The sequence below is a fragment of the Zhongshania guokunii genome, assembly GCF_040892635.1.
Classification (GTDB): Bacteria; Pseudomonadota; Gammaproteobacteria; order Pseudomonadales; family Spongiibacteraceae; genus Spongiibacter; species Spongiibacter guokunii.
In genome coordinates this window covers 174,235-200,086 of the sequence record NZ_JBFRYA010000002.1, presented here as the reverse complement: position 1 = coordinate 200,086, position 25,852 = coordinate 174,235, and the positions used below count along the sequence as shown (strand labels likewise).

The following is a 25,852-nucleotide window of genomic DNA, read 5'->3' as shown; positions in this document are numbered from 1 at the left end:
CGTGCTCTTGTCAATAGCTAGGCTTGAAATAATGCTATAAAAGCGCGTATAATCCTTCGTGTTCTAAGTAATTAATCAGGAGGTTGGGTTCATTTATTTAGGGATGATTGGCGGTATTTAAGGGATTATCACCTTAATATCATGCTATTTACTCGCTAAATTAGTATGAACACTAATAGATTGTGTTGAAATCAAATAGCGCGACGCAAGCCACGGCTGCCACGCTTCGTTTTCGCCAGCCAACGGCGGAAGATGGTTACGCCCTAAACCAATTAGTGGCGGCCAGCCCACCACTCGATACTAATTCCGTTTATTGCAATCTGCTGCATTGCACCCACTTTGCCGAAACCGCGGTTGCCGCTGAAGAAGACGGCAAATTAGTGGGCTTTATTTCTGCGCACATTATTCCCGCTAAGCCGAACACCGTATTTGTGTGGCAGGTGGTGGTGGATAAGAGTCAGCGCGGCAAAGGCTTGGCCAAAAAGATGCTCAAAGAAGTAATTAAGCGTCCGGCCTGCGCAGAAGTGAAATATATGGAAACTACTATTACACCAGATAACGAAGCATCTTGGGCTTTGTTCCGCAGTTTTGCCCGAGATCTGGATACTGAATTAAATCATAGCCTCTGGTTTGAAAAAGAGGCGCATTTTGGCGGCCAGCACGACAGCGAAGCGCTGCTGTGTATCGGCCCCTTCGCTCAGTAAGCTTGAGCCAATATTTTTTTACTCAGTATTCATCCGCTCAGTAAAGAACACTAAGAGGACTAAACATGACTATTTTTGACAGACTTGAATCCGAAGTACAATCCTACGCCCGCTCATTTCCGGTGACCTTTGATAAGGCCCAAGGCGAGCACTTGTACTCTACCGATGGCAAGCAGTACATCGACTTTTTGGCTGGCGCAGGCACCTTAAACTACGGCCACAATAACCCCGTACTAAAAAAGGCGCTGGTTGATTACATCATGCGCGACGGCATCACCCACGGCCTAGATATGCACACCGAGGCCAAAGGCGATTTTTTACAGGCTTTTAACGAGCATATTCTTGCGCCGCGAGACATGACCTACACTTTTCAGTTTACTGGCCCCACTGGTACTAACGCGGTGGAAGCGGCGCTGAAATTGGCACGCAAAGTCACCGGTCGTACCAGTATTGTTTCGTTCACCAACGGTTTTCACGGCGTAACCCTGGGCGCAGTTGCGGCCACCGGTAATAGCCATCACCGCGGTGGCGCTGGCGTGGCGTTGGGCGATGTTACTCGTATGCCGTTTTGCGGCTACTACGGTCGCGATGCCGACAGCCTGAAAATGATGGACAAGCTACTTTCAGACCCGTCTTCGGGTGTCGATCTGCCTGCGGCGATGATCGTCGAGCCAGTGCAGGGCGAGGGTGGCTTAAATGTCGCCAATAATGATTGGCTGCGCGGCTTGGAAAAACTGTGTCGCAAACACGATATTCTGTTGATTGTTGACGACATTCAAGCGGGCTGCGGTCGCACAGGTACTTTCTTTAGCTTTGAAGGTAGCGGTATCAAGCCCGACATTATCACCATGTCTAAATCATTGAGCGGCTACGGCCTGCCCTTCGCGATTGTACTGATTCGCCCCGATTTAGATATTTGGGAGCCGGGTGAGCACAACGGTACTTTCCGCGGTAATAACCACGCCTTTATCACCGCAGCGGCTGCTATTCGCCACTACTGGAAAGACGATAAGTTTGCCGCTGAGATCGTTGAAAAATCAGCCATCGTCAGCCACCGCTTTAAGAAGCTTTCTGATCTTTATGGCGTTACCAAATTGCAGCCCAAGGGCCGCGGCATGATGCAGGGTCTGGCCTGTCGCGACGGTGATATTGCCGACGAAATTGGTCGCGCTTGCTTTGAGCGGGGCTTGGTCATTGAAACCTGTGGTAACCGTGGTCACGTGGTTAAAGTGTTTTGCCCATTAACCATTGATAAAGCCGAGTTAATGCGCGGACTGGATATTTTGTCTGACAGTATCGCCGAAGTACTGGGTGAGTCAGTAGCTAAAAAAGCTTCGTAAGCGGCTGAGCATACGCCTCTTCTGCAGATAAATATTTGCGGAAGTGGCGTGCTTTATTCAGCAATTGAGCTAACGAATTTTAGTATTAGGAAAAGGAACACAAGATGATTGTAAGAACACTGGAAGAATGTCAAAACTCTGAGCGCCGCGTTGATAGTGATAACTGGAGCAGTGTGCGGATGTTGCTGAAAGACGACAAAATGGGTTTTTCTTTCCATATCACCACCATTTACGCCAATACTGAAACGCCAATTCACTACCAGAACCATCTGGAATCGGTGTACTGCATGTCTGGTAATGGTGAAGTTGAAACTTTAAGTGACGGCAAAGTTTATAAAATTGAAGCGGGCACTTTGTACATTCTCGATAAGCACGACAATCATTTACTGCGCGGCGGCAGTGAAGACATGAAAATGGCCTGCGTATTTAATCCACCGCTGAACGGCAAAGAAGTGCATGACGAAAATGGGGTCTACCCATTAGCGGCTGAGGCAGTGACCTGAGCTATTGAATTTTTAAAAACATTTTTTAAATTCAAGGGAGAGTAGCAGTGGGACACAGTGTAGAGAAAATTGGCGGCACCTCAATGACCAACTACGAGGCGGTGCGCGACAATGTTATTTTAGCCGGCGGTGAGAGCGGTAATATTTATCAGCGTATCTTCGTGGTTTCAGCTTACGGCGGCGTAACCGATTTATTATTAGAAAATAAGCGTACTAGTCATCCTGGGGTTTACGCTCTGTTTGCCGATGACGGCGCCGAAACTTTGTGGCGCGATGCACTAAGCAATGTCGGCAATGCCTTAAAAGAAATTAATGCTGGTTTGTTTCCCGACGCCGAGCAGCTTGAGGCCGCTAACACCTATATTGAAGGTCGGCTGTTTGAAGCCGAGCGCTGCATGGATAACTTACATAGGCTCTGCCAGCATGGTCATTTTGGTTTAGAAGACCACCTGCTTACCGTGCGGGAAATGCTGGCCAGTATTGGCGAGGCGCACAGCGCTTGGAATACCGCAACGCTGCTTAAGCGCGATGGTATCAATACTTGTTATATTGACTTGTCGGGCTGGCGTGCAGAAGAAGCGCTGCCACTTGATCAGCATATTACTGAGGCGCTAGAGGGTATTGATTTAAATACCACCCTGCCGATTGTTACTGGTTACGCTCACTGTAAAGAAGGCTTAATGGCGAGCTTTGATCGCGGTTATAGCGAAATGACCTTCAGTCGTATGGCGGTTATTAGTGGTGCCCGCGAAGCGGTTATTCACAAAGAGTACCATCTTAGCAGTGCCGACCCGCGTTTGGTGGGTGCCGATAAAGTGGTGCCGATAGGCCGCACCAACTACGATGTTGCCGACCAGCTTGCCAACTTGGGCATGGAAGCAATACACCCGCGCGCGGCCAAGGGTTTGCGCCAAAAGAAAATTGCTTTGCGGGTAAAAAACACCTTTGAGCCTCATCACTCGGGTACGCTTATTGATTGCGATTACCGCAGTGAAAAGCCCTGTGTTGAAATTATTGCCGGTCGCAAACAAGTGTATGCACTGGAAGTTTTCGATCAAGACATGGTGGGTGCGCTGTGGCAGTACGAGCAAAAAATACTGGGTGCTATCGAGCGCTATAAAGGTACGGTGATCACTAAAGACATCAATGCCAATACCATTACTAATTATCTGGGTGTTAATTTAAAAACCGTGAAACGCATTGTTAGCGCGGTTAAAGAATTGTTCCCCGAAGCGGAAGTCAGTACCCGCAAAGTAGCAATTATTTCTGCGATTGGCAGCGATATGCAGGTGCCAGGTATGTTGGCTAAAACCGTCGTGGCATTGGCGTCGGCAAACATTAGTGTGTTGGCCATGCACCAGTCTATGCGTCAGGTCGACATGCAGTTTGTTGTTAATGAAGACGATTACGAGAAAGGCGTCGCCAGCTTGCACCGCTGTTTGGTCGAGGTTCATGACCACGGTGAAGCTATATGCGCAGCGTAATACAGGGGTTTATCCTCTGTTGGGGGCTGTTGCCCCTGTTCGCGGTAGCTGCTGAAAGCGCCGAGTCTATGCCAAGCGAGTCTCAGCCGAGTGCGGCCCAAGTAGATGCTAGTATCGATAATTTAGATAAGCCGCTCTACTCGCCTTTTATTGAGCGCTATATGCTCGATGAAGTGCGCAACCTGCGTATCGACATGGAGCGTGCTCATCGCGAATTAGCCGCCGAAGTAGTCGACCGCGAATTAGGCGCCGCCGATAAGGCGGTTTCTTACGCAACCAACACGGTTACCTATTTTTTCTACCTTATCGCGGGCGTGAGTTCGGCTCTTGTGTTAATGGGTTGGAATTCGGTGCGTGATATTAAAGAAAAAGTGCACAGTGTTGCTAACGAACAAGTTGCCGAATTGGTTGAAGAGTACGAGAAGCGTCTGCGCGCGATTGAAAAGCAGTTAAAACAAGAAACCGCACATATCGAGTCTAACCGCGAAGAAATAACCCTTACTCAAGAGATTCACTCGCTGTGGCTGCGAGCCAGTCAGGAATCGAGTCCAGCGGGTAAAATCGCTATATACGACCAAATTCTGGCGGCGCGAGGCGACGATATTGAGGCGATTACTTATAAGGCTGATGCTGCACTCGATCAAAACGAGCCACAGTGGGCAATCAATCTCTGTCAGCAAGCGTTGCTGCTAGACGAAACCAATGCCCACGCGTTTTATCAGTTGGCCTGCGCTCATACCTGCCAAGGAAATCTCGACGACGCGGCGCGCTACTTTACTCACGCCGTGGCGCAGTCTGAATCATATCGAGAAGAGCTGTATCGCGATCCCGCACTGTCTGAATTGCGAGAGCATCCGTTATTGATTGAGTTGCTGGCCCCAACGGTTGAGCACCCTTCATAGGCTTAACTTTTTTCGCCCACTCAAAACCAAAATAGTTTGGATCTGAATATGGTAACTGCTTGGAGTTTCGCGGCCTTTTTAACTTTTTTTGTATTAATTGGGTTGTCGTCAGTTTTTTTAAGTAGGCATCACAGTAGCGACTATTATCTGGCTAGCAATTCGGTTCAGCCGTGGTTGGTAGGCTTGTCGGCGGTGGCGACCAATAACAGCGGCTATATGTTTATCGGCGTTATTGGCTACACCTATACCGTGGGTTTGTCGGCATTTTGGGTTATGGCGGGTTGGATAGCCGGTGACTTTATTGCCTCCCAATTAGTGCACAAACGGCTGCGGGGCATGACCGAGAGCAGTGGCGAGCTCAGTTATATTGGGGTGCTCAGTAATTGGACTGGCACAAGTATGGGGCGCTACCAAAAACTCGCCGCCCTCTTGTCTCTGGTTTTGCTCCTTGCCTATGCTGCCGCGCAATTACTGGCGGGGGGCAAAGCCCTTCAGGCCTTGTTTGACTGGCCACGCTGGGCAGGCGCTGTTGCCGGTTCGGTATTAGTCGCAGCCTATTGTTTAGCGGGGGGTATTCGCGCTTCCATCTGGACGGATGCGGCACAGTCAGTGGTTATGATAAGCGCAATGGGTGTTTTACTTTGGGTGGCCATAGCCGCTCTGGGTGGTCCGGTTGCCACCGTTGATGCGCTATATCAAATACCTAATTATATGAACTGGTTTCCCGAAGACCTCGCCTTTCCAGGTGCGGCTGGGGCGATACTGTTTGCGCTGGGTTGGCTGTTTGCTGGTTTTTCGGTGGCGGGCCAGCCTCACGTGATGGTGCGCTTTATGACCTTGGCTAACACAGGCGATATGAACCGAGCTCGAGTTTGGTATTATCTGTGGTTTGTTGCCTTCTATCTGATGGCGACAGCGGTTGGTCTATTGTCGCGAATTTATCTGCCAGAAATTGGCAACTTTGACGCAGAACTGGCTTTGCCAACTATGGCTCAGCAATTACTGTCGCCAGTTATGGTTGGTCTTATTTTAGCGGGGATATTCGCGGCGACGTTATCGACTGCGGACTCGTTAATACTTAGCGCCTCAGCGGCGCTGACCCACGATCTTGCTCCTAAAAACATCGAGCGCCCCGTACTCATCAAATTAGCAACTTTCGGCGTTACTCTTTTTGCGCTGGGTTGGGCATTAATCAGTGCGCAAACTGTGTTTGGTATGGTGGTCATGGCGTGGTCTGGCTTAGCGAGCGCATTTGTTCCGGTGTTAGCAATACTCATTAGTGGCCGTCGTCCGAACGAGAGCACGCTGATTGCGGTGAGTGCCGTTGGCGTACTAACTGCTCTTCTGTGGCGTTATTTTGATTTGCACAATATGGTGTACGAAGGCTTCCCGGGTATTGTTGCGGGTATTGCTACCTACCCAATTGCTCAGTTTATCGGGGCTGGTATGAAGAAGGATAAAAGTAACCGCTAGCTCAGAGTGTAGCTCGAGAATGTATGCTGCCGATATAGCCTTGTTTATAGTGTTCTCGAGATCCCCGCTTTTGCGGGGGTAACGATAATTGCGCTGATGGTATTGCGCAAACGAACCCTATCTTTTTTATGCCATCTATATGACCCTCCGATAGCCATTGCATGAAAATGGCAACATCTAACTAGATCAAACTACTTCCTCATCGATTTTGTCAAATTGGCTGTTAAGTGCGCCTTAGAATTGAGTGCGATATAGAAAGGTGCTTTTAGATTAATTTTTTCTTAACCGAATGAATTCAACGAAATGAGACGCAAGAACACTAGGTAAGTGAGATTATCTGCTTAACTAAAGGATGAATGGCTCGCTTTATTCAAGCGTTTGTAGCCTCAGGGATGATATGAAACTTACCTTGATATTATTGGTATGCTCAGTGGTATTGATAGGCGTGTCGAAAAGTAAGCTCGTCGCCGCGCAGGGCATACTTGTATCTGGCAATCAGGTGGCAATGATGTATGAGGAACAAGTACAGCATGCGATCGTGGAAGGCGCGGGTACGATAATCGAGATTTTACAAAATAAGCCACAGCAGCGTTTTATAGTGCGATTGGCAAATAGCCAGATTATACATATTGTTCACGATACCGAGCTTGCTGCGCCAATTACGGAACTACGGGAGGGCGATATCATTGAATTTCGGGGTAAGTATGAATGGACAGAGGAAGGCGGAAGGTTAACCCATACCTATTTTGACAACAATGAAGAACAGAGCGGTTGGTTGCGTTATCACGGTGAGTTATTTCAGTGATATAGCGTCAATCACGTTAAAAAGGCGAACTATTATTTAGAGACACATGCCACTCATTTTTTTGGTGAGTATTATTCCCCTTTCAAGCCCACCTTCTCCTTACAAGCTCATCAGCGAAGCTTGAAAATCTCCCACATAAAACTCAAAGAAAAGAGATTGAGTAATAGGCGATTATTAATGGCGGGTTGCGCGCGATTTTTGAGATGTTTCGCACACTTACTGTTAGCTTGTAAATATATTATTAAGACCTGCCCAAATCTACCTAAGTTATTGTTGTGGTAGTAAGTATCTAGGTTGCGATTTGAGTGGTTTAAAGAATTAATAAATTTTTATGCGCAACATTACGTGGAGAACATAATGAAAAGGAAGAACGCCAAAAAACTTGCTGTAGCTGCTTTGTTGACGTCATTGTCATCGTCAATCATTGCCGAACCCTTGGCCCCAGTGCTTAGTCTATTAGGTGGAGTGGGCGGTGGCGGTTTGCCTGGTTTAGATTCTCTGCCGCTAGATCCATCAGCCTTATTAGGTGGCGGCGCAAATTTGCTTAGTATCGGCGATTTGCCAGTCACACCGGCTGATCTACTCAGCCTGACGGAGCTCATACCTCTGCAAGCCGTTACCGATGCGATTGCAAATACAGGTTTGCCCTTGGACTCAGCGATAGCAATGGTCGGTGGGGTTGCCGATTATAATTCGCTCCCCATTAATCCGTTTTCACTGTTAGCAGGTGGTGGTTTGGGCGGCGTACCTGCAACCCCAGCGTTATTATTAGGTGGTGGATTGCCTGGTCTTGAATTAATTCCAGTTGCACCGCTAGCACCGATTCTGGGCGCTGGCCTGCCGAGCATTAACGCTCTACCATTAGATTTACTGGCTATAATTCCAATTTAGTAAACACAGGTCTGCACTTTAATTCCTTGTTTGAGCAGGCCGGCGCCATTAGCACCGGCCTGCGTTGCTTTATCGGCCGCAATTAACTTAAGCGAATATTAAAGCGTTTTGCTGTGCTAATTTGTGTGCGCTATGTTTAGCAGTAACGCCGATGATGAATCAATTTGCTCGGCGATCACCTGGCTTACTAGGTTTTTGTCCATCGCTCCTGCCGACCATTGCACCGCGTACCACAGCGCCGTTAAATAACAGTAAACCAGCTGCCAAAGATAAAGCCGCTGCCAGTCAAGTGCATTGGCAGGTCTACTGAGATAGCTCGTTAGTAACAGCTGCTGCTGTTGCTGGTTTAGATTTTGCCCTTCTGTAATAACGGCGAGATCATAAAATGGGTCGCCCATTGCGGCGTACTCCCAATCGATGACATAAAGTTTTCCATCGCTAGTTGTAATTAAATTGTCGGCCAGTAAATCATTGTGGCAGAGGCAGTTGCCTTCGCTAAGCGCGCTAGCTTTATCTATAGAGACGTGAATCCTTTGGTGCAGGGAATGCAGTTGTTTGATAAAGCCCGCATTACTATCGCTCTTTATGCCTCGCCAGTAATGTGCAATTTTATCGGCAATGATTAAGTGCGCATCAATCGGTGGTAGCCGGTGTATTTTTTGTAAGTGCTGCGCTAATTGCGCTAGGTTAGTTGCGCTGCTATTCCAGCTCTCGCCACGTATAAAGCGGCTGACCATGTATTTATGTTGGCGGTCGTAATGGATGAGTGGCGCGCAGAGCCCTGCTTTACCAGCTAGGCGCAAAGCTTGGTGCTCTGCGTTGCGGTTTAAATTTAACGCGCTGCTGTGTGCGGAGTTGATGCGCAATACTACGTCGCCGCCTGCCGTAATTAACAGAAAGCTTTTATTGGTTAAACCGCCGGTAATTGCGCAGCGCAGCGTGGGTTTTGTAGCACTCCACAGCGGCCAGTCGGCGGGAATAATATCAGTGACGATTTTGTTCATAGCGCTGCTACCATGGCTAGTTCAGCCGCTGCTGGCGCTGGTAGATCGCATACCACTGGAAAAAACCAATCACGACTAATACCACATACATCACAAATAATAAGGCGGTGAGGTAGAGCTCTCGGTCTATATACAAGTACACCGAAGCGGCGTCGATCACCAGCCAGTATACCCAGTTTTCTAATACTTTTTTGGTCACCATATAGGTGGTGATCACTGCACCCCAAGTGGTGAAAGAATCGAGATAGGGTAGGGCGGCGTTGGTATTATGATGCAGGCCATAGCCAAAGCCGACACTCAGTGCGCAGACGGCTAAAATTACTACGCAGTGAGTTTTTAAAGACCAGCAATGAATTTGTAATTCCTGCTGCTTATCGCCATGTTTCCGCCATTGCCACCAGCCATACACCGCCATGACCAGATAGAATATCTGCAGGGCAGATTCCATTAATAAGCTGACATCCCAAAACAAGAAGACGTAAATAGCGGTGCTAATAAATGCCGCATACCAACAGCTTATTTTTTCTTTCATGGCGAGTAATAAATACGCCAAGGCCAGCACCACGGCAAGCAGCTCCCACATCGACATCGCGATAAAGGCATTGCCAATGGCGTTGAGCGTTTCCTCGTTAAGCATTGTTAGTTACTGGGCTTAAATCGCCGTCGATAAATTTACAAACAAAAATAGCGCGACCGTGCTTTTCATAAGAGATCCGCATTTCTTGTTTAAGAATATCCATCACCAAATCGTAGTCGCCAAAAATCTGGGTGCTCATGGTGTTGGTGATCACCTGCAGCGCGGCGTGGCTGTTAAGGCGATCAATAAAATTTTGAATACTGGGTATGTATTCCTCTTTGAGCGGATACATACTAATTTCAACAGAGAGTTTCATTGTGCTTGCTCCACATTCAATGCAAAAAAGGGCGGTTATAGCCGCCCCGTGAGCCTAAAAAGTATAGCTGGCCGAGATGCCCGCTACCCGTGGCTCGCCAAACTGGTAGTAGGCTTCTGGCGCATAACCGTTGGCTGGGTTATTGCCAAATTGATTGCTAAAGTAGAAACCGCGAGTTTGGTAATCTTCGTTGCTAAGATTGCGTCCCCACAACGCAACATCCCAATTGCTGGAGATATAGCTTAGGCGCGCATTGAATAATTCGTAGCTGCTGGATTTTTCATTGTGGCTATTAGAAAAGTAAAACTCGTCCTTGCCTTCAACTTCTAAACGCAAAATAAGATTTGGCAGTAGCGCGAGTTCGGTGCCGACAAAAAATTGATACTCTGGTGCGTGAGCTACCTCGCGGCCATCGAGGTCTACCGGCGCAAGCACCACACCGTTCCAGTCGTCTTTGGCATCGACATGGGAGGAGCTGGTGAAGCCCTTAAACTCGGCGCTAAGCCAACCCGCGGCGGCAAATAATCTAACGCGCTCGCTGGCCAAATAATTCAATTCCAGTTCTAGGCCTTGAGTTGCTCCACCCGCGGCATTGGTTAGGTAATCGTCGAAGGAAAAATTATTGGGATCGAAAATAGATTGCTTCGCTTGGACATCGCTGCGATCTTGATAAAAAGCTGCAATTTGCGCCTGCAGACGGCTCTCAAACCATGTGCCTTTGATACCAAGCTCGTAGTTAATCATGTGCTCGGTATCAAACTCGTACATATCACTGTTGATGTCTGCGTTGGTGGTTGATGCCGAGATGATTTTTCCATTGATACCGCCAGATTTATAACCGCGAGAAATCGTGCCGTAGATCAACTTGCTGTCGGTGTAGCGGTATTCCAAGGTGAGGTTACCGCCCCATAAATCTTCGTTATTGTCAGAGTTCACCGCGAGCGAGTCGCGGTAATCGGCATCGCGTTTTTCTAAGCGCAGACCACTTACTAAATCAACTTTGTCGCTGAGGCCGCTACGCAATTGGCCGTAAACCGCCATATTGCTAGTTTCAAATTGGCTGGTAAACGCGGGCTGCGCGATTAAGTCTTTGTCTTTAATCCGCAGCAGCGTTTCTTCTTCGCTGCGGAAGTAGCTGCCTACCACCCAGCTCGTGCTGCCGCCAAACAGCGCTGATTCTGCCGTGGAGATAAAGCGGAAATCGGCGCTGATATTGTCTTTGTCGCGCTGATAGTTGTCCGCTGAACTGTATTCATCGGCGTGAAAGCCAATATAGCTCCAGTCTTCGTCATAGCCGTATTCCGTCTCTGAGGTGGCCATGCTTAAAACGGATTCCACGCTAAATAATTCATTGCCAGACCACAGCGCGGCGACGGAGGCAGCCACAGTTTCTTGGCTGTCGCGGCCGGGCTGGTCAGATAGGGTCTTGCGGCTATTGTCTAAGGTGAATACATCGTAGCCATTGTCGGCATCGATATAGAGTAGTGATAAATCCAACTGCAGATCGTCGTGGGCCTGAATATGCAATTTGCCGCGCAGCACCGATTCGTCGATATTATTGGTGTCGTCGCGGCCTAAATAAGTGTTTTTAATATAGCCGTCGGACTGCTGATTTTGTGCCGCGACTCGGTAGCTCACGGTATCGCTGATCGGACCGCTGCCCACCAGTGATAAAGTGCGACCATTGTATTGTGTCACTTCAGTCGCCACCTTGAACATCGGCGCTGTTGTTGGTGCTTGGCTGCGCATGGTAATTAGCCCCGCGAGGGCATTGGCGCCGTACACAGTTCCCTGCGGGCCGCGCAAAATTTCAATTTGAGCGATGTCCAAGGTGCTGGCCGCTAGGCCTAGGCCGGTAAAGTCGATGCCGTCGATAATAAGGCCAACCGAGGGGTTTACTGGGTCTATAAACTGGCTGCGTTCTCCAATACCGCGAATTTGGAAGAAACGGCCCCGCGAGGCGCCAGCCGAGAAATTAACGTTGGGGGCGAGATTGAGTAGCTGTTCAAGATTAGTTGCGCCGCGAGCATCGATAGTGGCCTGATCAAACACGCTAACGCTGCTCGACAGATCGAGTAAACGAGTGTCGCGAAATTGGCTGGTGACGATTATTTCTTCGACGCTATTTTGCTTAGCGGGGATTTCGGCATATGCGGCGCCCGCCGTCATGCAGCCGGCAAGGCTCAGTGCTTGCGCAAGGGTGTTCGATTTACGTAGATACTTCATGGTTCTCTCTCGAAGGAACAGCTGTGAAAGAGACCCGGTGTGCGACGTGAAGAGGATTGTTGAATTACCTATTCCTACGCCGGTATTAACCGGATCAGGTTCAAGGGTTTGCGCATTGGTATATGATCGCCAATAGCATCTCAGGCCGAAGCCACCCCTTAGGTTTTGCGGGCCAGATTGTAGCAGAAATGGCTTTAGCTCGAAATCAATACTTAGTGGCAGTTTCGCTATATTTAGACGCTGTTTGACCAATATAGGGCCAAAACTGGTTTAATATGGGGGTGTAATGCCTCTGTGGAAAGCGAGTAAGAGCGACAGCCTATGAAACTGACAGCCCTGCAAACCTACAATATTGAGAAGGCCTTAACGAAGGGTAAGACCATAGAGGCGATTCGCATTTACCGTGAAGCAACAGGCTGTAGCTTGGTAGAGGCTAAGACGGAAATTGATCGCCTCAAGGCGGTGCTTAAAGTCCAAAAGCCCTGGTATTTTAAAGACGAAAATCTAGACGCTAAGTCAGTGTCAGAAGAGCACGCGCCAAACAAGGCCTTGCGTATGTCTACGGTCTTTTTTGTTTTTATTGTGGTCGACCTTATTATTTTTGCGGGCCTTATGTACTTTAAGGTATTTGACAGTGACGCAGCGCTTGCGCCCGTAGCGCGCAGTAGTTCGGCGCAAGCATTGTTGCCGCAAGCTAAAAGCAAGGGCCGTGCTAAGCGGATTGAATTGCCGAGCGTGGTCGACGCGAGCAGTTATTCTGCGAATTTGGCGCCCGATGAAAATTTTAAATCGCTTTATAAAAATAAAATTAATAGTGCGGTGTATATAAGAAGAAAGTCGTCCTCTGCTAGCAGCAGTTACGACGACAGCCTGCTGGAGCGCAAAATTAAATCGGCGCGCAGTTTACTGGCTGCGCAGCGTAGCGCGCCGGCGGGCCAGCCCATCAATAGTATTGCTCGCAGCGCAAAGCGTCCCGAACTCGACGGTGTAATGAGTGATGGCGAGTGGTCTGAGGCCAGCCAAATTGTGGTTGATGACGCACTGCAATCGCGGCTGTATTTACAAAGTGATGGCGAGTGGTTGTTTATTGCCTGTGACGTACCGGAGGAGCGCAGTGCCAAGGGTTACGATCAGTGCCGTATCTATTTTCACGCGGGCTTGTTGGCTAAGTTAGTGAATGAGCGTATTCACATTGGCCGCAGCGCAGGCCTTACCAGTATTCGCCAAACCCAATTTAAGTGGCAGGGCGAAGCCCCGAAAACAAATGATGAGCGTTGGAAAAAGTATTCGATTAGCGATTGGGGAGTTTACCAATACGCGTACGGGAGCTCCTCTATGGTATCTGGCCACCGCCAGTATGAAGCCGCTATTCATCTAGGTGAAGCGGGTTTACACGCGGGGGTTCCCTTCACCCTTTACGCCGAGATCGAAACTGATCCTCTCAAGGATGAACAGGGCAAATTTGTTGAGCGGCGATATTTAGGCGAGCTGGGGAGCAGGAGCAGCCCAGTGTGGATGGTGTTTTAAATTATTACGTGGCGACTTAAGGTGTGTGGGCCACGAGGGGGAATACAAGCGCAGCGTATCAACGCTGCGCTTGAACAAGGCTTATTAGCAACTAGGCTAGATCGAAGCGATCTGCATTCATCACCTTGGTCCACGTTGCCACAAAGTCGTGAACAAAGCGTTGCGCCGAGTCAGCGCTGCCATACACCTCTGCGATTGCGCGGAGCTGAGAGTTAGAGCCAAACACGAGGTCGACACGGGTGCCGGTCCACTTCAGCTTGCCACTTGCGCGGTCGCGGCCCTCAAATACGCCGTCGTCATTGCTGCTCGCCTTCCAAGTGGTATTAATATCCAGCAGGTTAACGAAAAAGTCGTTGCTCAGCGTTTCGGGGTTGTGGGTAAACACACCGTGCTGGCTTTGACCAACATTGGCATTTAAGACCCGCATACCACCAACTAGCACCGTCATCTCTGGCGCGCTTAAGGTTAGTAATTGTGCTCTGTCGATTAGCAGCTCTTCGGCGGTCACGCTGTACTTGGCCTTGAGGTAATTGCGGAAACCATCGGCGGCGGGTTCTAGCGGCGCAAAAGACTCGACATCAGTCTGTTCTTGACTGGCGTCGCTGCGGCCTGGGGTAAACGGCACTTCAATACTGTGTCCCGCGGCTTTGGCGGCCTTCTCAATTGCGGCGCAGCCACCGAGCACTATCAGGTCGGCAAGAGACACCCGCTTATTGCCAGATTGGCTGCTATTAAATTTGCTTTGCACGCCCTCTAGCGCGCTTATTAATTTTGCCAATTGCGCAGGCTGGTTCACCGCCCAGTCTTTTTGCGGTGCCAATCTAATACGGGCGCCGTTAGCGCCACCGCGCATATCGGAGCCTCGGAACGTCGACGCCGAGGCCCATGCGCCGCTGACTAATTCGCCAACCGACAATCCGGTGGCGAGGATGTCGGTTTTAAGGGCCGCGACATCTTGCTTATCAATTAGCTCATGATCGATGGCGGGCACTGGGTCTTGCCAAATTAATTCTTCGGCGGGGACTTCGCTACCCAGATAGCGAACCGCAGGTCCCATGTCGCGGTGAGTCAGCTTGTACCATGCGCGGGCAAAGGCATCGGCAAACTCTTCTGGATTTGCGTGGAAATGCTGGGCTATTTTCCGGTAGGCGGGGTCTTCGCGCATCGCCATATCGGCGGTCGACATTATTGGCGCATGACGCTTTGCGGGGTCGTGGGCATCGGGCACGGTCGTTTTCGCGGCGGCATCGGTCGGTGTCCACTGCTGGGCACCGGCGGGGCTCTTGCTTAATTCCCACTCGTAGCCAAACAGGGTATCAAAGTAGCTGTTGTCCCACTGGGTTGGCGTTGGTGTCCACGCGCCTTCAAGGCCGCTGGTAATGGTGTCGCCACCCTTGCCGCTGCCCATGCTGTTAATCCAGCCTAGGCCTTGGGTTTCAATAGGCGCTGCTTCGGGCTCGGGGCCAACGTATTTTTCTGGGTCGCCAGCGCCGTGGGTTTTACCAAAGGTGTGGCCACCCGCTGTTAAGGCTACCGTTTCGTAGTCGTTCATCGCCATTCGGGCAAAGGTTTCCCGAATGTCGCGGGCTGAGCCAAGGGGGTCGGGTTTGCCATTGGGGCCTTCGGGGTTGACGTAAATTAGCCCCATTTGCACGGCTGCCAAGGGGTTTTCAAGGTCGCGATCGCCGCTGTAGCGTTCGTCGCCCAGCCAGTCGCGCTCGGCACCCCAGTTTATATCCTCTTCTGGTTCCCAAATATCGGCGCGGCCGCCGCCAAAGCCAAAGGTTTTAAAGCCCATGGTCTCTAGCGCAACATTGCCGGTGAGCACAATCAGGTCTGCCCAAGAAATTTTGTTGCCGTATTTCTGTTTAATTGGCCACAGCAGGCGCCGCGCCTTGTCGAGGTTGCCGTTATCTGGCCAGCTATTGAGCGGGGCAAAACGCTGGGCACCGGCGCCAGCGCCGCCGCGGCCATCACCAATACGGTAGGTGCCGGCGCTGTGCCACGCCATGCGAATAAAGAACGGCCCGTAGTGGCCGTAATCGGCTGGCCACCAGTCTTGTGAATCGGTCATCAGGGTCGCGAGGTCGTCTTTTAAAGCTTGTAAATCGAGCTTCTTGAACTCGTCGGCATAATTAAAACCACTGCCCAAAGGGTTGCTCGTAGGGGAGTTTTGGTGAAGTATTTTTAGGTTTAGTTGTTCTGGCCACCAATCTTGGTTTGCGGTGCCGCGGTCTTCTGCTTTGGTACGTGAGCCGTGCATAACGGGGCATTTTCCGCTGCTGCTAGTGTCATTATTTGCACTCATATTTCTCTCCGTTGGTATCTGCTTATCGATCACTACGTAAAAATTAGTAAAGGCGATTCTGCTGAGTACTTTGGTATCGGGCAGATTCGCGCATCAAGGGTGGCGTGGCTCTGCATTGTCGGAAACCGAAGCTTGCTCTAATTTATACTCTCATTGGACTATTACAGGAAATTGCATATTCTTAGTACTTCGATAGTTTTTATGTATGGCCAGCTTCTAGTCTATGACCTATTACGTATAGCTGAGTTTCTGGCAATGTCATGTATTTGACTAGAATGTCGGCAAAGGAGTGAATTATCTGGCTCAGGTTTACCTATACAGCGTGGGGCGCGGTTTTACGGAAAACGAGGTGGGGTTTTCCGCAGAGTACTCCGAGTAGCAGGAGATCTGCGGAGTGCATAACAGACAATGGCTTCGGTAATGACGAGTATTAGCGCCGATTACTCATCGAGTGGAACTTGCTTAGGCACCCTCAGCTCACTAACCATTAACTTAATCTCTTCTAGTACTGCGCCTTTTACATCGTGCAGTTGCAACTGCAGTAGCGCGTCGTCGCCTTGGCGCTCAATTTGAATAGAGCCAAAGTTATCGATGGGGAAATTGTTGCCCGTGGTGCGCAGGCCATTAGGTTCAGCAGCTGCGGGGCTATTGGCGCCTAGTGCCGAGTTCAAACCGCTGGCGGTGATTTCGTAAAGTGGATAGGCGAGCACACCGTCTAATTTTGAAATTTCTGCTAATTGGCGATCACCGCTAACAATAATCGCGCCATTGACGCCACTGGTCTTAAGTAGATCAAATAGACGCTGACGCTCATTAGGGAAATTGGCCCATTTGTCGTCACAATGCTCGGTGGGTAGGACCTGAATGCTACTGGCTATTATGCGTAAATCTGCGGGCTTCTTGAACTCTTTCCACAGCCATTTCCATTGTTCTTCTCCTAAGATAGTTGCGCCTGCGGCAGTGTTGGTTATAGATTCACAAGTAGGTGGCTTTAACTGTTTTGCTAAAGAGCTACGGTAGCTGCGGGTATCTAACATAAGGAACTGCACTCGGAGCCCGCCGATGTCGCGATACTGGGCGTGAAAGATGCCGCGCTCTTCGGTATCGCCAATGCTATCGAGTTCAAGGCCAAAGAATTCAGCAAAATAGCGACGAGACTCAGTTAGATACGGGAAGTTGGCGTTGCCGCCGTCTTCCCCATAATCGTGATCGTTCCAAGTCGCGAAGACATCAATACCTTTTGCCATACCAAAGCGCTGTAATTCTTTCATTTTTCCTAAGTCGCGATAGGCTTTGTTAATCCGCTCCGGCAGCTCAGTACTTAAGTAGGGTTCAGCGTCGGTGTACACATTGTCGCCAAGGAACATAAAAACTTGAGGCTTTTGGGCCAGCACAGATTGCCATACGGGTTGGGGTTGCCACTGCTCAAGGCTGGCGCCAAAGGCTATGCTGGCCTTATGGTGTATGTGTGTAAGGGAATAGCCCGCAGCGGACAAGGGGAGGCAGATTACCGCGATGAGTACAATTAAGTGTCGAGATACAAGGTGCATGGATACTCCTGCCCTAGTGAAAGAAAGTAGCGGCGCGTTCGGCGGGCTTGCATGAATAATGACCAGCAGTGCTGATTTGTTAATTCAGCGCCGCCTAGCAATGGGCGCCTACAGCTAATGGACAGCATAAATCATGCCGCGCAAGCCAAATCATATATTTCGCGTTAATTTCTTATGTAGGGAATTTTCGGTGAAAGGCAGGATAGTGATGCAGCACAGGCCTTTAGAGCGTTTGCTTAGAAAATAGGTTTTGCGAATTTTTAGAAAGTCATAATGCCTGGTTTTGATTTAGTCCCCAGTTTGGAGCATTACAGCTTGGCAGAAAATTTGGCTTGCGCACGTTGATGGCGCGTTAGCGAGGCGGTTTGCAATTCCACGTAATGGAACTAAGGTTAGTAGGCACAGTCAGATACCCCGTTCGTTTCCTTAATAGATAATCGAGATATTATGAAACAGATTTTGATAGCAACTTCACTAGCCGCTTTTGCGATATTGATAATCGCATGTTCAGATGATAAGGCCGCCGCTCCCGCTGCGAAACAAGGCTCCACTGCAATTAGTATCGATACCGGCGAGGGTTCTTTTGGTTTTAAGAGTGATAGCGATGGCGAAAACACTTCGCTAACAGTAGACGCTGATGGCGATAGTGGCAAAGGCAAAAAATAGATTTTATATTTAAAATAAATTTAGGGAAGGTCACGTATGTGGTCTGTCCTCAATTTTTGTGCTATTGATAGCACGCTTGTTTTAATTTGGTGAACTGTTCAGTGCGCCTATCTTCTTCTGCACAAATACTTAATAGATCGTCAATAAAATTGTGTAGCGCACGGCGCTCTACGCATTGGATTTTTTCTTGCTGCTCGCTATTTAACATGTGATACATAGATGCCGCACCAAAGTCGCCAAACAAAATATCACCGTTGTTATCAACTAAGGTGTTATGGGCGTATATGTCGCCGTGGCAAATCTGCTGTGATTGCAGGTGGCTGAGTACCGAGCTCATTTGTGTCACAATTTTTGTGATTGTAGTTATTGGCAAAGAAAATTCTTTGGGAAAGGTGTCGCGGGTGCAGCTAGTAAAGCTGGGCGGTAGGCCGAGGTTTTTATAGCTAGCTGGGATAAGTTTCATTATTAATGCTAGGCAGTCAGCCTCATTAACTTGGGCGAGTGGCTGCACTAAATTAGGGTGACTCCCCGCTTTTAAACAAGCGCGTAGCTCGTCTTGTGGGTAACCGTCGCTCGTAAGCACGCCTTTAAATATCTTTACCGCGACCTCTTTGGGAAAGTTATCTTGGGCGGTATTCCACGTTGCCTTAGAAATTAGTCCAGAGGCGCCCTCGCCAAGTATGTTTTGCAGGGTATAGCGAGATGAAGCGACTTCAGTGACCGCCGCCGCGCAGGTGTTGGACTGACTAAAAGGATTGCCAGCAAAGGCCAGCCAAGCTAATTTTGGCAGTGCGAGCAATTGATCGGGGAAGGCGCTTAGCTGATTAGCCGAAATGCGAATTAACTCCAAGTTCTGGCACTGCACTAAACTCTGGGGTAGCTGTTTTAAGCGATTGCAGGCCAGCAGTAGCTTTTGTAGTCGCGGCCGCTGCCCTAGTGCCTCGGGCAGGGTCTCTAGTTGATTATCCGTTAAGGTTAGCCAGCGTAATTTTGGCGGCAGTGCCCTGCCAGAAACGTGTTTGATTTGGTTGGATTTAAAGCCCACCATTTCTAAGTTTTCACACTGACCAAGCACTTCGGGCAGGGATTTAAATAGATTATTGGAGGCAAAAATGATTTTCAGCTTTCTGAGTTGGGTGAGCTCGTCGGGCAGGCTGCGCAATAAATTATTGGAAATATCGAGTATTTCTAAGCTATCTGCCAAATTGAGAATCTCTAAAGGGAGTGACTCAAGTTTAGCGGATAGGCTTAGGCGCTGAATGCCGGCTAATTCGCCGGATTTTAATTGGGCAAGGGTATGCAAGGTATCTAGTCCACGATGAGTGCGCTATTAAGCGCTTGAAGCCTACTGAATAAGCCCGTAAAAAGAAAGAATCAAGGGCGTTAATGCATATACACCAAGGTGTGGCAAAGCGCTGATCTAAGATAATGAAAGGTAATGCTATGAATGGTGACTCAGATACCCGAGATAGATTGGCGTTGGAACGCACCCGTATGGCTAATGAACGAACCTTTCTCGCGTATATTCGCACGGGTTTGTCGCTGTTAGCGGCTGCGGCGGTGATGTTTCAGTTTTTCTCAAAACTACATTCCTATATTGCTACCGTGTGGGTGCTGGTCATTTTCGGTTTATTGGTGCTGGTGATAGGCGTGTTTCGATTTTACAGCGTTAATGCCGAACTTAATCGCTATGCCTCGAGTCTGAAAGACTTACAAAATAGTGAGAAAAGCTAATAAAGCTGTAATGCTAAGTTCCCGCTATTTTTCTGTGCTACCTTAAAAGCTAGCGAAGAGTTAATAGCAAAAGAGGATGTGGTTCTATGGATATTGTTCGCATTATTTTCGCCATTTTGTTACCACCCGTAGGTGTGTTTTTACAAGTTGGTTTGGGTAAACACTTTTGGATAAATATCATCCTTACCTTATGTGGTTATTTGCCAGGGGTTATTCATGCGGTCTACATCATAGGCAAAAAGTAGATAAATGGATGCAAACGAAGTTCAAGCACGGCTGCGCCGCAGTCAGCAACTGGCTACCCTGCTCGACGGCGCTTGGGGTATTCCAAATACTCGATGGCGCTTCGGTTTAGACGCGCTGCTGGGTTTGTTACCAGTTGCTGGGGATTTACTCAGCGCTCTTCTCGGTCTAGGTGTGGTCTGGCAGGCCCGCCAAATTGGCGCGCCGCTCTCGCTGCAATTAAAAATGCTGGCGAATATCGGTTTAGATTTTTTGCTGGGCAGCGTGCCGATAATCGGCGATATCGCCGATGTCGCGTTTCGTAAAAACCTGCGCAATGCCGCGCTGCTAGAGGCTTGGGTGGTGCATAAAAAGGCTTAATTTAAGTCTGGCTTGCTGTTTAAGCTAAAATCAACTCTTCCAATATGTGGGTGTCAGCACCAAAATCACGGTCATAAATTCCAGCCTACCAAGTAACATTCCTAAGCTTAAAATCCATTTACTGCTGTCGGGTAAACTAGAGAAGTTGCCTGCGGGGCCGATAATGTCGCCAAGTCCTGGTCCTACGTTCATTAGTGCAGTGGCGGCGCCGGTGAGGCTGGTGACGAGGTCTAAGCCGCTAAAGGCGAGCAGTAGGGTTATCATCACGAGGGATAACAACATAATAAAAACAAAGGTCACTGCCGACAGCACAATGCTGTCGTCTACCGGACGCTTATTGTAATAGCGGCGGATCATGGCGCGGGGATGCACGGCGCGGATGATGCTTTCTTGCATCATCATAAACAGTAACTGGAAGCGAAATATTTTTATGCCGCCGCTGGTCGAACCGGAGCAACCGCCAATAAACATGGCAAAGAAAAATGCAGCAACAGCGAGTTCGCCCCACTGGGAGTAGTCGCCGCTGGCGAAGCCGGTGGTGGTGATAACCGAGACTAGGTTAAAGGTGGCGTAAGTGAAGGCGTGGGCAAGGTCTATGTCGGTCTCTGATAGCAGGTGCAAAGTTATAACTACGCTGAGAACGAGCAGGGTAAGTAAAAAACCGCGAATTTGCTGATCGTTGAATACTTGCCAGTGGCGCTTAATAACAAAGTGAACATAAATGGTAAACGGCATGGCGCCCAAGATCATAAAAAAGATGGCGATCCAATGGCTGGGCAGGTCGGCGAACTGCGCAAAGGAGCTGTCGGAAGTCGAGTAGCCGCCAGTCGAGATAGTGGTCATGGCGTGGTTTACGGCGTGAAAACCGTCCATGCCGTCGAGCATATAGGCGGCAGTGCACAAAAAGGTAAGAATGATGTACACGTAGATGATCATGGTGACCATGGTCCCTGAGCGGGTAGTTTTGTCTGACCAATCTGATGATTCGGTTTGGAATAGGCGCATGCCGCCCACTTTTAAAAACGGCAGTATTGCGACCGCCATGCCGATAACGCCTAGCCCGCCTACCCATTGCAACATCGAGCGCCACACTAAAATGTCGTGGGCCATGCCGTCTAGGCCGACTAATACAGTGGAACCAGTGGTCGTTAATCCCGATACCGACTCGAATATTGCGTCGGTGAAGTCGCAAAAACCAGGTATGAGCATAAATGGCAGTGCGCCGGTTAGGGATATTAATAACCAAGAGCTGGTGGTGATTAAAAACATCTGCCGCGGCGTTAGCATATTCATGTGATAGGAGCGCGATAGCACCCAACCGCAGGCGGCGAGTGTAACGGTTAAGCCGAGGGCGCTGGCAAAGGCGCGGTCATTGCCGGTGTTATAGATGATTGCCATGAGCAGCGGCACAGCCATCAGTAGGCCAAAGACCAGCAGTATTAAGCTACAGACCTTGAGTACCGGCTTGATTAAATTCGCTTGGCTCATAGCGTAATACTTTTTTACTCGGTAGTTAGCGCGGGCGCTGCTTACTGGTTGGGGTATTGCTGCTGGGTGTCGGTTTTGATAATACCCAAGTCGGCTGACCCCGCACCACAGGAAATTATAGACCGGAAGGCGGCGTCTAATTTAATGTCTGGTCGAGGCTCAACACACTCGGGTGGCAAGTGATATACAAAGCCCGAGGTGGGGTTGGGGCCGGTGGGTACAAAAACGGTATACCAGCCATTACTGTGGCGGCTGGTGATAATGGCGGTGGCGCGGGCTGGGCTCTGGGTGCCGTAGAGCTGAACTACGGCGGCTTCGCCTCGCGTAAACGGTGAATTGCTATTAGCGCCAAACATTTGCTGAATAATGTCGCGGATTAATTTGTAGCCTGGGGCAAAGCGGGCGAGATGGTTGTCGATAAAATTTTGCAGCCAGCGACCCGCGCTGGTGGCAACCAAGGTGCCGACCATAAAGCAGCCAAGCAGAATAAAGGCGATAACGAGAGCGTCTATGGCCAAGCTCGGTGCGCCGGTAAGTCGCTCAAGTGGGTTGGTGAGCGGGGCAATGAGCGCCTGAACGCTGTTCATGGCCCAGCGCATGGCCAGTAATAAAATAATAATCGGGGCTATAACCAGCACGCCGCCGATAAAAGACTGACTGATAAAATGCTTGAGCTTGTTCATGGGTGTCCGCGGAGGTTTGGGTCAGTGCTTATAGTAGCGAGTTTACCCGCTGACTACATCGCCAATGAGGGTGTATTTGTGCCGAGCAATTTTCACAGCTTTTTAACGTAATAGACTTAATAGGCCGTCTAGTAATCGCTCTAATTTGCGCAAGGAGCCGCATTCCGCAACATAGTGGGCGGCACTCTGGTAGCGGCGTATTTCGGAATCGCCGGTATTCCAGCTGTAGTGCGACTCTGGATTAAACCACAGCACGAGGCGGGCGCGGTGGTAAATGTCGCGCAGTGCGGCAATGCCGGTGTCGCCACCGTTGCCGCGGCCATCACCAAGGACTATGACGCAGCTGCGGCGGTTGAGTTTGTCGCTAATTTGCTCTCGAAAGCTATTAAGCGCCAAGCCGTAGTCGCTGCCACCTAAGCCGTGGCGCTGCTGGATTATTGCCAGCGCTTGATCGGCGGGGTATTGGCGAAATAAATCTGTTACTTCAATGCTCTGGCCGCAAAATACAAAGCAGCGCGTGCTGGGTAATACGTCGCTGAGGGCCTGCATAAACAGCAACAGCACACGGGACCAAGCGCTGACTGAGCCGCTAATATCACAGAGCACAAAAATTTCGCTTTTGTCTTTGCGAGTGGTTTTCCAGAAGCGATGAAAGGGAATGCCGCCGTAGGCAATGTTGCGACGTAGGGTTTTACCCAAGTCGAGCTTGCCCTTGCGGGCGTGGCGATGCCGCTGGCGATGCCGAGCAGCAAGTTTTTTGGCGAGTTTGCGAATCAGCGGCGGCAGGCGTTCACGGTGGTAAGATTCCATGGCCGACAGTGAGCTGTTCTGGAGAATGTCGTCGCGAATCTCACGGTTGGCGGCATCATTATTGAGTAGTAATTGCCGATTGATTGCCTCGATCACGTCGCTAATCTGAGCTTGGCGAATTTGTTCGAGCCAGTTGGCTTGCTCGTCATTACCCGCATCGCGCAGTGCTTGAATATCGATCTGCCGCTGCTTGTCGCCGAGGGCGTCGAGAATCCTGCGCCGAAAAATGCCGCGCTGGGTGCGGTACTGAATGTCTTCTAGTTTGGCTTCAGCGGCGGCGCGCATTACCTCGGCCCGACGTTGACTGCCCTGCCCGCCGCCACCGCCCTTGCCTGGCATAGTCGCGCTGCTATCACCTTGTGCGTCCGCCTCGCCTTGATTCTGACTGTTGGCGTCTCCCTCACCCTGCCCCGCACCCTCGCCGCTGGCCTCGGCTCCGCCTTGGCCGCTGCTCGACGTTTCATCGGCCTGGTCTTCATTTGGCGCGGCGCTGGGCTCGATATCTGAGTTTGGCGTTGCTGCTGGGTCGAGAGCCCTTTCTAAGTGGAAAAAGCGCTCAAAACACTGGGCAAAGGTGTCGTTGTCGTCCACGGTTTTGGCTAGGCAGCTGGCTAGGCCGTCACGCAGCAATACGGGGTCGTCGTAGCCTAGGGTCGCAGTGACTTGCATGGCGTCCAAGGTTTCGGCGGTCGACACCGGCAAACCGTGGTGGCGCAGGTGGCGGATGAATTGCAGCAGGATATTGTCCATAACAGCCTAAGCCTAGCGACCGTCGTCGGATTTTTTGATAAGGCTGTGCAATTCCGGCGCGATCATGGCGATATCTTCCTCGTATTTGAGCAATACATTGAGGGTGTCTTCGACCAATTGCTTAGACAGGCTGCTGCTGTGCAGCAGTAGTAAACTGCGCGCCCAGTCGATGGTTTCACTGATCGCCGGCTGTTTCTTTAAATCGAAACTGCGCACGCTATGCACAAAGTTGACCAGCTGGCGGCGCAGGGCCTCGGGCACCTCGGGCACCCTGCTCTGCACAATTTGGTTCTCGAGCTTGGCTTCTGGAAAGGGAATATACAAATGTAGGCAGCGCCGTTTGAGAGCGTCACTGAGGTCGCGGGTATTATTACTGGTGAGAATCACCAGTGGTTTGTGGACTGCGCTCAAGGTGCCAATTTCCGGCAGAGTCACTTTAAAGTCGGCGAGAATTTCCAGCAGCAAGGACTCAAATTCGTAGTCCGCTTTGTCGATCTCGTCGATAAGTAATACCGCGCCGCTCTCGCTTTGCAGCGCTTTGAGCAGCGGGCGGGGTTCAAGAAAACGCTCGGAGTAAAAAATATCGTCAAAATTGTGCAGGCGTTCAACCGCTGAGCTGAGGCCTTCGGCGCCATCGAGAATTTCCTGTAATTGTTCCTTTAGCACCTGCACATACAGTAATTGCTTGCTGTATTTCCAGTCGTATAAGGCCTTGCTTTCGTCTAGGCCCTCGTAACATTGCAGGCGAAACATGGGCTTATTGAGCATGGCGGCGGTGGCATTGGCGAGTTCGGTTTTACCGACCCCCGGTGGCCCTTCAATGAGAATGGGGCGCTCTAATTGCTGGGCAATATACAGAGTGGTGGCAATTGCTGAACTGGCGATATAGCCCTGCTTGGCCAGTTCGGCGATGAGTTGGTCGATATTGTTGCGGGCGTCGCTCATGGCTGGGCTTCCGGTGTTATTGATTTTTGTCGTCGCGTATTGCGGATGAAATAAGGTGCGCCACGGCTGGCCAGTGCTCGGGGTAGTCGCGCTGGATTTGCGCGGCACTGGCCAATTCGTGATCGGCAAAGTCAAAGCCGGGGCAGACTGCTTCTGAGATAAGCCCGTAGTCGCAATTGGCCGAATGATGGTCTTTTAACTCCGAGGCTTTCCAGTAGCCGCCCGGCACCAGCATTTGCAGTACTTCGCCTTTGCTAATATCGGGCCCCATGACTGGCTGACTTAACTCGCCTGTTGGCGAGATTAGCGTGTAGTGCAGCGCACTGCCGCCCTGCCAAAAATGTAGAATGTCCGAGCGATTACGATGTAAATGACCGCGGGGGCTGGCTGTGCTGAGCAAATAGTAAATTGCCGACATCGCAGCGCGGCCATTGAGCGCGTGCGGCGCAGTATAGCTGCGCCGAAAATAGCCACCTTCAAGGTGGGGCTCAAGACCGAGTTGGGCAATTACGGTGGCACTGTTCATGGCGACGCCGGCTGACGTGGACCCTGGCTAGGCGGCG

Annotated in this window: 25 protein-coding genes and 1 riboswitch; of the genes, 13 read left to right on the top strand and 12 right to left on the bottom strand. The window is 50.2% G+C overall.

Going from position 1 to position 25,852, the window contains the following annotated elements:
• The first annotated feature begins 182 nt into the window (after nt 1-182).
• The 8 genes from ectA to AB4876_RS03535 all read left to right on the top strand — a co-directional run bounded on the left by ectA (nt 183) and on the right by AB4876_RS03535 (nt 8,102).
• Nucleotides 183-704: a diaminobutyrate acetyltransferase gene (gene ectA / locus AB4876_RS03570; protein WP_368380272.1), complete on the top strand. Its 522-nt coding sequence runs from the start codon at nt 183-185 to the stop codon at nt 702-704.
• A 65-nt stretch (nt 705-769) separates the two neighbouring features.
• Nucleotides 770-2,044 (top strand): diaminobutyrate--2-oxoglutarate transaminase, encoded by a 1,275-nt coding sequence (ectB, locus tag AB4876_RS03565; RefSeq protein ID WP_301028491.1) that lies wholly within the window; start codon nt 770-772, stop codon nt 2,042-2,044.
• 104 nt (nt 2,045-2,148) lie between these two features.
• On the top strand, nt 2,149-2,547 hold the full coding sequence (locus AB4876_RS03560; protein WP_368380271.1) for an ectoine synthase: 399 nt from the start codon (nt 2,149-2,151) through the stop codon (nt 2,545-2,547).
• 47 nt (nt 2,548-2,594) lie between these two features.
• Nucleotides 2,595-4,031 (top strand): aspartate kinase, encoded by a 1,437-nt coding sequence (locus AB4876_RS03555; RefSeq protein WP_368380270.1) that lies wholly within the window; start codon nt 2,595-2,597, stop codon nt 4,029-4,031.
• Nucleotides 4,019-4,933 (top strand): TPR end-of-group domain-containing protein, encoded by a 915-nt coding sequence (locus AB4876_RS03550; protein WP_368380269.1) that lies wholly within the window; start codon nt 4,019-4,021, stop codon nt 4,931-4,933. Before AB4876_RS03555 ends, AB4876_RS03550 begins: the two co-directional genes overlap by 13 nt.
• Nucleotides 4,934-4,981: 48 nt before the next feature.
• Nucleotides 4,982-6,406, top strand: a complete 1,425-nt coding sequence (locus AB4876_RS03545) for a sodium/proline symporter (protein ID WP_368380268.1) — start codon at nt 4,982-4,984, stop codon at nt 6,404-6,406.
• A 397-nt stretch (nt 6,407-6,803) separates the two neighbouring features.
• Nucleotides 6,804-7,211: a DUF3465 domain-containing protein gene (locus AB4876_RS03540; RefSeq protein WP_368380267.1), complete on the top strand. Its 408-nt coding sequence runs from the start codon at nt 6,804-6,806 to the stop codon at nt 7,209-7,211.
• Between the two features lie 357 nt (nt 7,212-7,568).
• Nucleotides 7,569-8,102, top strand: coding sequence for a hypothetical protein (locus AB4876_RS03535; RefSeq protein ID WP_368380266.1), 534 nt, complete (start codon nt 7,569-7,571; stop codon nt 8,100-8,102).
• A 116-nt stretch (nt 8,103-8,218) separates the two neighbouring features.
• On the opposite strand, the gene AB4876_RS03530 is transcribed toward AB4876_RS03535, so the two are convergent.
• The 4 genes from AB4876_RS03530 to AB4876_RS03515 are packed head-to-tail and all read right to left on the bottom strand — an operon-like array spanning nt 8,219 to nt 12,225.
• Nucleotides 8,219-9,106, bottom strand: a complete 888-nt coding sequence (locus AB4876_RS03530; RefSeq protein ID WP_368380265.1) for a phosphotransferase — start codon at nt 9,104-9,106, stop codon at nt 8,219-8,221.
• 16 nt (nt 9,107-9,122) lie between these two features.
• Nucleotides 9,123-9,743 (bottom strand): nicotinamide riboside transporter PnuC, encoded by a 621-nt coding sequence (gene pnuC, locus AB4876_RS03525; protein WP_368380264.1) that lies wholly within the window; start codon nt 9,741-9,743, stop codon nt 9,123-9,125.
• Entirely contained in the window at nt 9,736-9,999 is a 264-nt protein-coding gene (locus AB4876_RS03520) for a YkoF family thiamine/hydroxymethylpyrimidine-binding protein (RefSeq protein WP_368380263.1), read from the bottom strand. Before AB4876_RS03520 ends, pnuC begins: the two co-directional genes overlap by 8 nt.
• A gap of 54 nt (nt 10,000-10,053) precedes the next feature.
• Nucleotides 10,054-12,225 (bottom strand): TonB-dependent receptor, encoded by a 2,172-nt coding sequence (locus tag AB4876_RS03515; protein WP_368380262.1) that lies wholly within the window; start codon nt 12,223-12,225, stop codon nt 10,054-10,056.
• A gap of 54 nt (nt 12,226-12,279) precedes the next feature.
• Nucleotides 12,280-12,394: riboswitch (TPP riboswitch) on the bottom strand.
• A 152-nt stretch (nt 12,395-12,546) separates the two neighbouring features.
• Here AB4876_RS03515 and AB4876_RS03510 point away from each other — a divergent pair.
• Complete coding sequence (locus tag AB4876_RS03510) at nt 12,547-13,752, top strand: hypothetical protein (protein ID WP_368380261.1); 1,206 nt, start codon at nt 12,547-12,549, stop codon at nt 13,750-13,752.
• A 91-nt stretch (nt 13,753-13,843) separates the two neighbouring features.
• Here AB4876_RS03510 and katG read toward each other — a convergent pair whose 3' ends face one another.
• Together katG and AB4876_RS03500 are read right to left on the bottom strand one after the other, a co-directional pair.
• Nucleotides 13,844-16,060: a catalase/peroxidase HPI gene (gene katG / locus AB4876_RS03505; RefSeq protein ID WP_368380260.1), complete on the bottom strand. Its 2,217-nt coding sequence runs from the start codon at nt 16,058-16,060 to the stop codon at nt 13,844-13,846.
• Between the two features lie 440 nt (nt 16,061-16,500).
• On the bottom strand, nt 16,501-17,610 hold the full coding sequence (locus AB4876_RS03500; RefSeq protein ID WP_368380259.1) for an alkaline phosphatase D family protein: 1,110 nt from the start codon (nt 17,608-17,610) through the stop codon (nt 16,501-16,503).
• A 447-nt stretch (nt 17,611-18,057) separates the two neighbouring features.
• On the opposite strand from AB4876_RS03500, the gene AB4876_RS03495 reads away from it, so the two are divergent.
• Nucleotides 18,058-18,276, top strand: coding sequence for a hypothetical protein (locus tag AB4876_RS03495; protein WP_368380258.1), 219 nt, complete (start codon nt 18,058-18,060; stop codon nt 18,274-18,276).
• 61 nt (nt 18,277-18,337) lie between these two features.
• Here the strand turns inward: AB4876_RS03495 and AB4876_RS03490 are convergent, their stop codons facing one another.
• Nucleotides 18,338-19,579: a leucine-rich repeat-containing protein kinase family protein gene (locus AB4876_RS03490; RefSeq protein WP_368380257.1), complete on the bottom strand. Its 1,242-nt coding sequence runs from the start codon at nt 19,577-19,579 to the stop codon at nt 18,338-18,340.
• Between the two features lie 140 nt (nt 19,580-19,719).
• Here AB4876_RS03490 and AB4876_RS03485 point away from each other — a divergent pair, with 140 nt between their 5' ends.
• From AB4876_RS03485 to AB4876_RS03475, 3 genes are all read left to right on the top strand, one after another.
• Nucleotides 19,720-20,010: a YidH family protein gene (locus tag AB4876_RS03485; RefSeq protein ID WP_368380256.1), complete on the top strand. Its 291-nt coding sequence runs from the start codon at nt 19,720-19,722 to the stop codon at nt 20,008-20,010.
• Nucleotides 20,011-20,096: 86 nt separating this feature from the next.
• Nucleotides 20,097-20,255, top strand: coding sequence for a YqaE/Pmp3 family membrane protein (locus tag AB4876_RS03480; RefSeq protein WP_368380255.1), 159 nt, complete (start codon nt 20,097-20,099; stop codon nt 20,253-20,255).
• A gap of 4 nt (nt 20,256-20,259) precedes the next feature.
• Nucleotides 20,260-20,613: a DUF4112 domain-containing protein gene (locus tag AB4876_RS03475; protein ID WP_368380254.1), complete on the top strand. Its 354-nt coding sequence runs from the start codon at nt 20,260-20,262 to the stop codon at nt 20,611-20,613.
• Nucleotides 20,614-20,643: 30 nt separating this feature from the next.
• Here AB4876_RS03475 and AB4876_RS03470 read toward each other — a convergent pair whose 3' ends face one another.
• The 5 genes from AB4876_RS03470 to AB4876_RS03450 form a co-directional block, all read right to left on the bottom strand.
• A complete protein-coding gene (locus AB4876_RS03470) occupies nt 20,644-22,101 on the bottom strand; it encodes a TrkH family potassium uptake protein (protein WP_368380253.1) in 1,458 nt (485 codons plus the stop codon).
• A gap of 41 nt (nt 22,102-22,142) precedes the next feature.
• A complete protein-coding gene (locus AB4876_RS03465; protein ID WP_368380252.1) occupies nt 22,143-22,784 on the bottom strand; it encodes a DUF502 domain-containing protein in 642 nt (213 codons plus the stop codon).
• Between the two features lie 102 nt (nt 22,785-22,886).
• Nucleotides 22,887-24,344, bottom strand: coding sequence for a VWA domain-containing protein (locus tag AB4876_RS03460; RefSeq protein ID WP_368380251.1), 1,458 nt, complete (start codon nt 24,342-24,344; stop codon nt 22,887-22,889).
• Between the two features lie 12 nt (nt 24,345-24,356).
• Nucleotides 24,357-25,289: an AAA family ATPase gene (locus AB4876_RS03455; protein ID WP_368380250.1), complete on the bottom strand. Its 933-nt coding sequence runs from the start codon at nt 25,287-25,289 to the stop codon at nt 24,357-24,359.
• 16 nt (nt 25,290-25,305) lie between these two features.
• A complete protein-coding gene (locus tag AB4876_RS03450) occupies nt 25,306-25,815 on the bottom strand; it encodes a cupin domain-containing protein (protein WP_368380249.1) in 510 nt (169 codons plus the stop codon).
• Nucleotides 25,816-25,852: the final 37 nt, after the last annotated feature.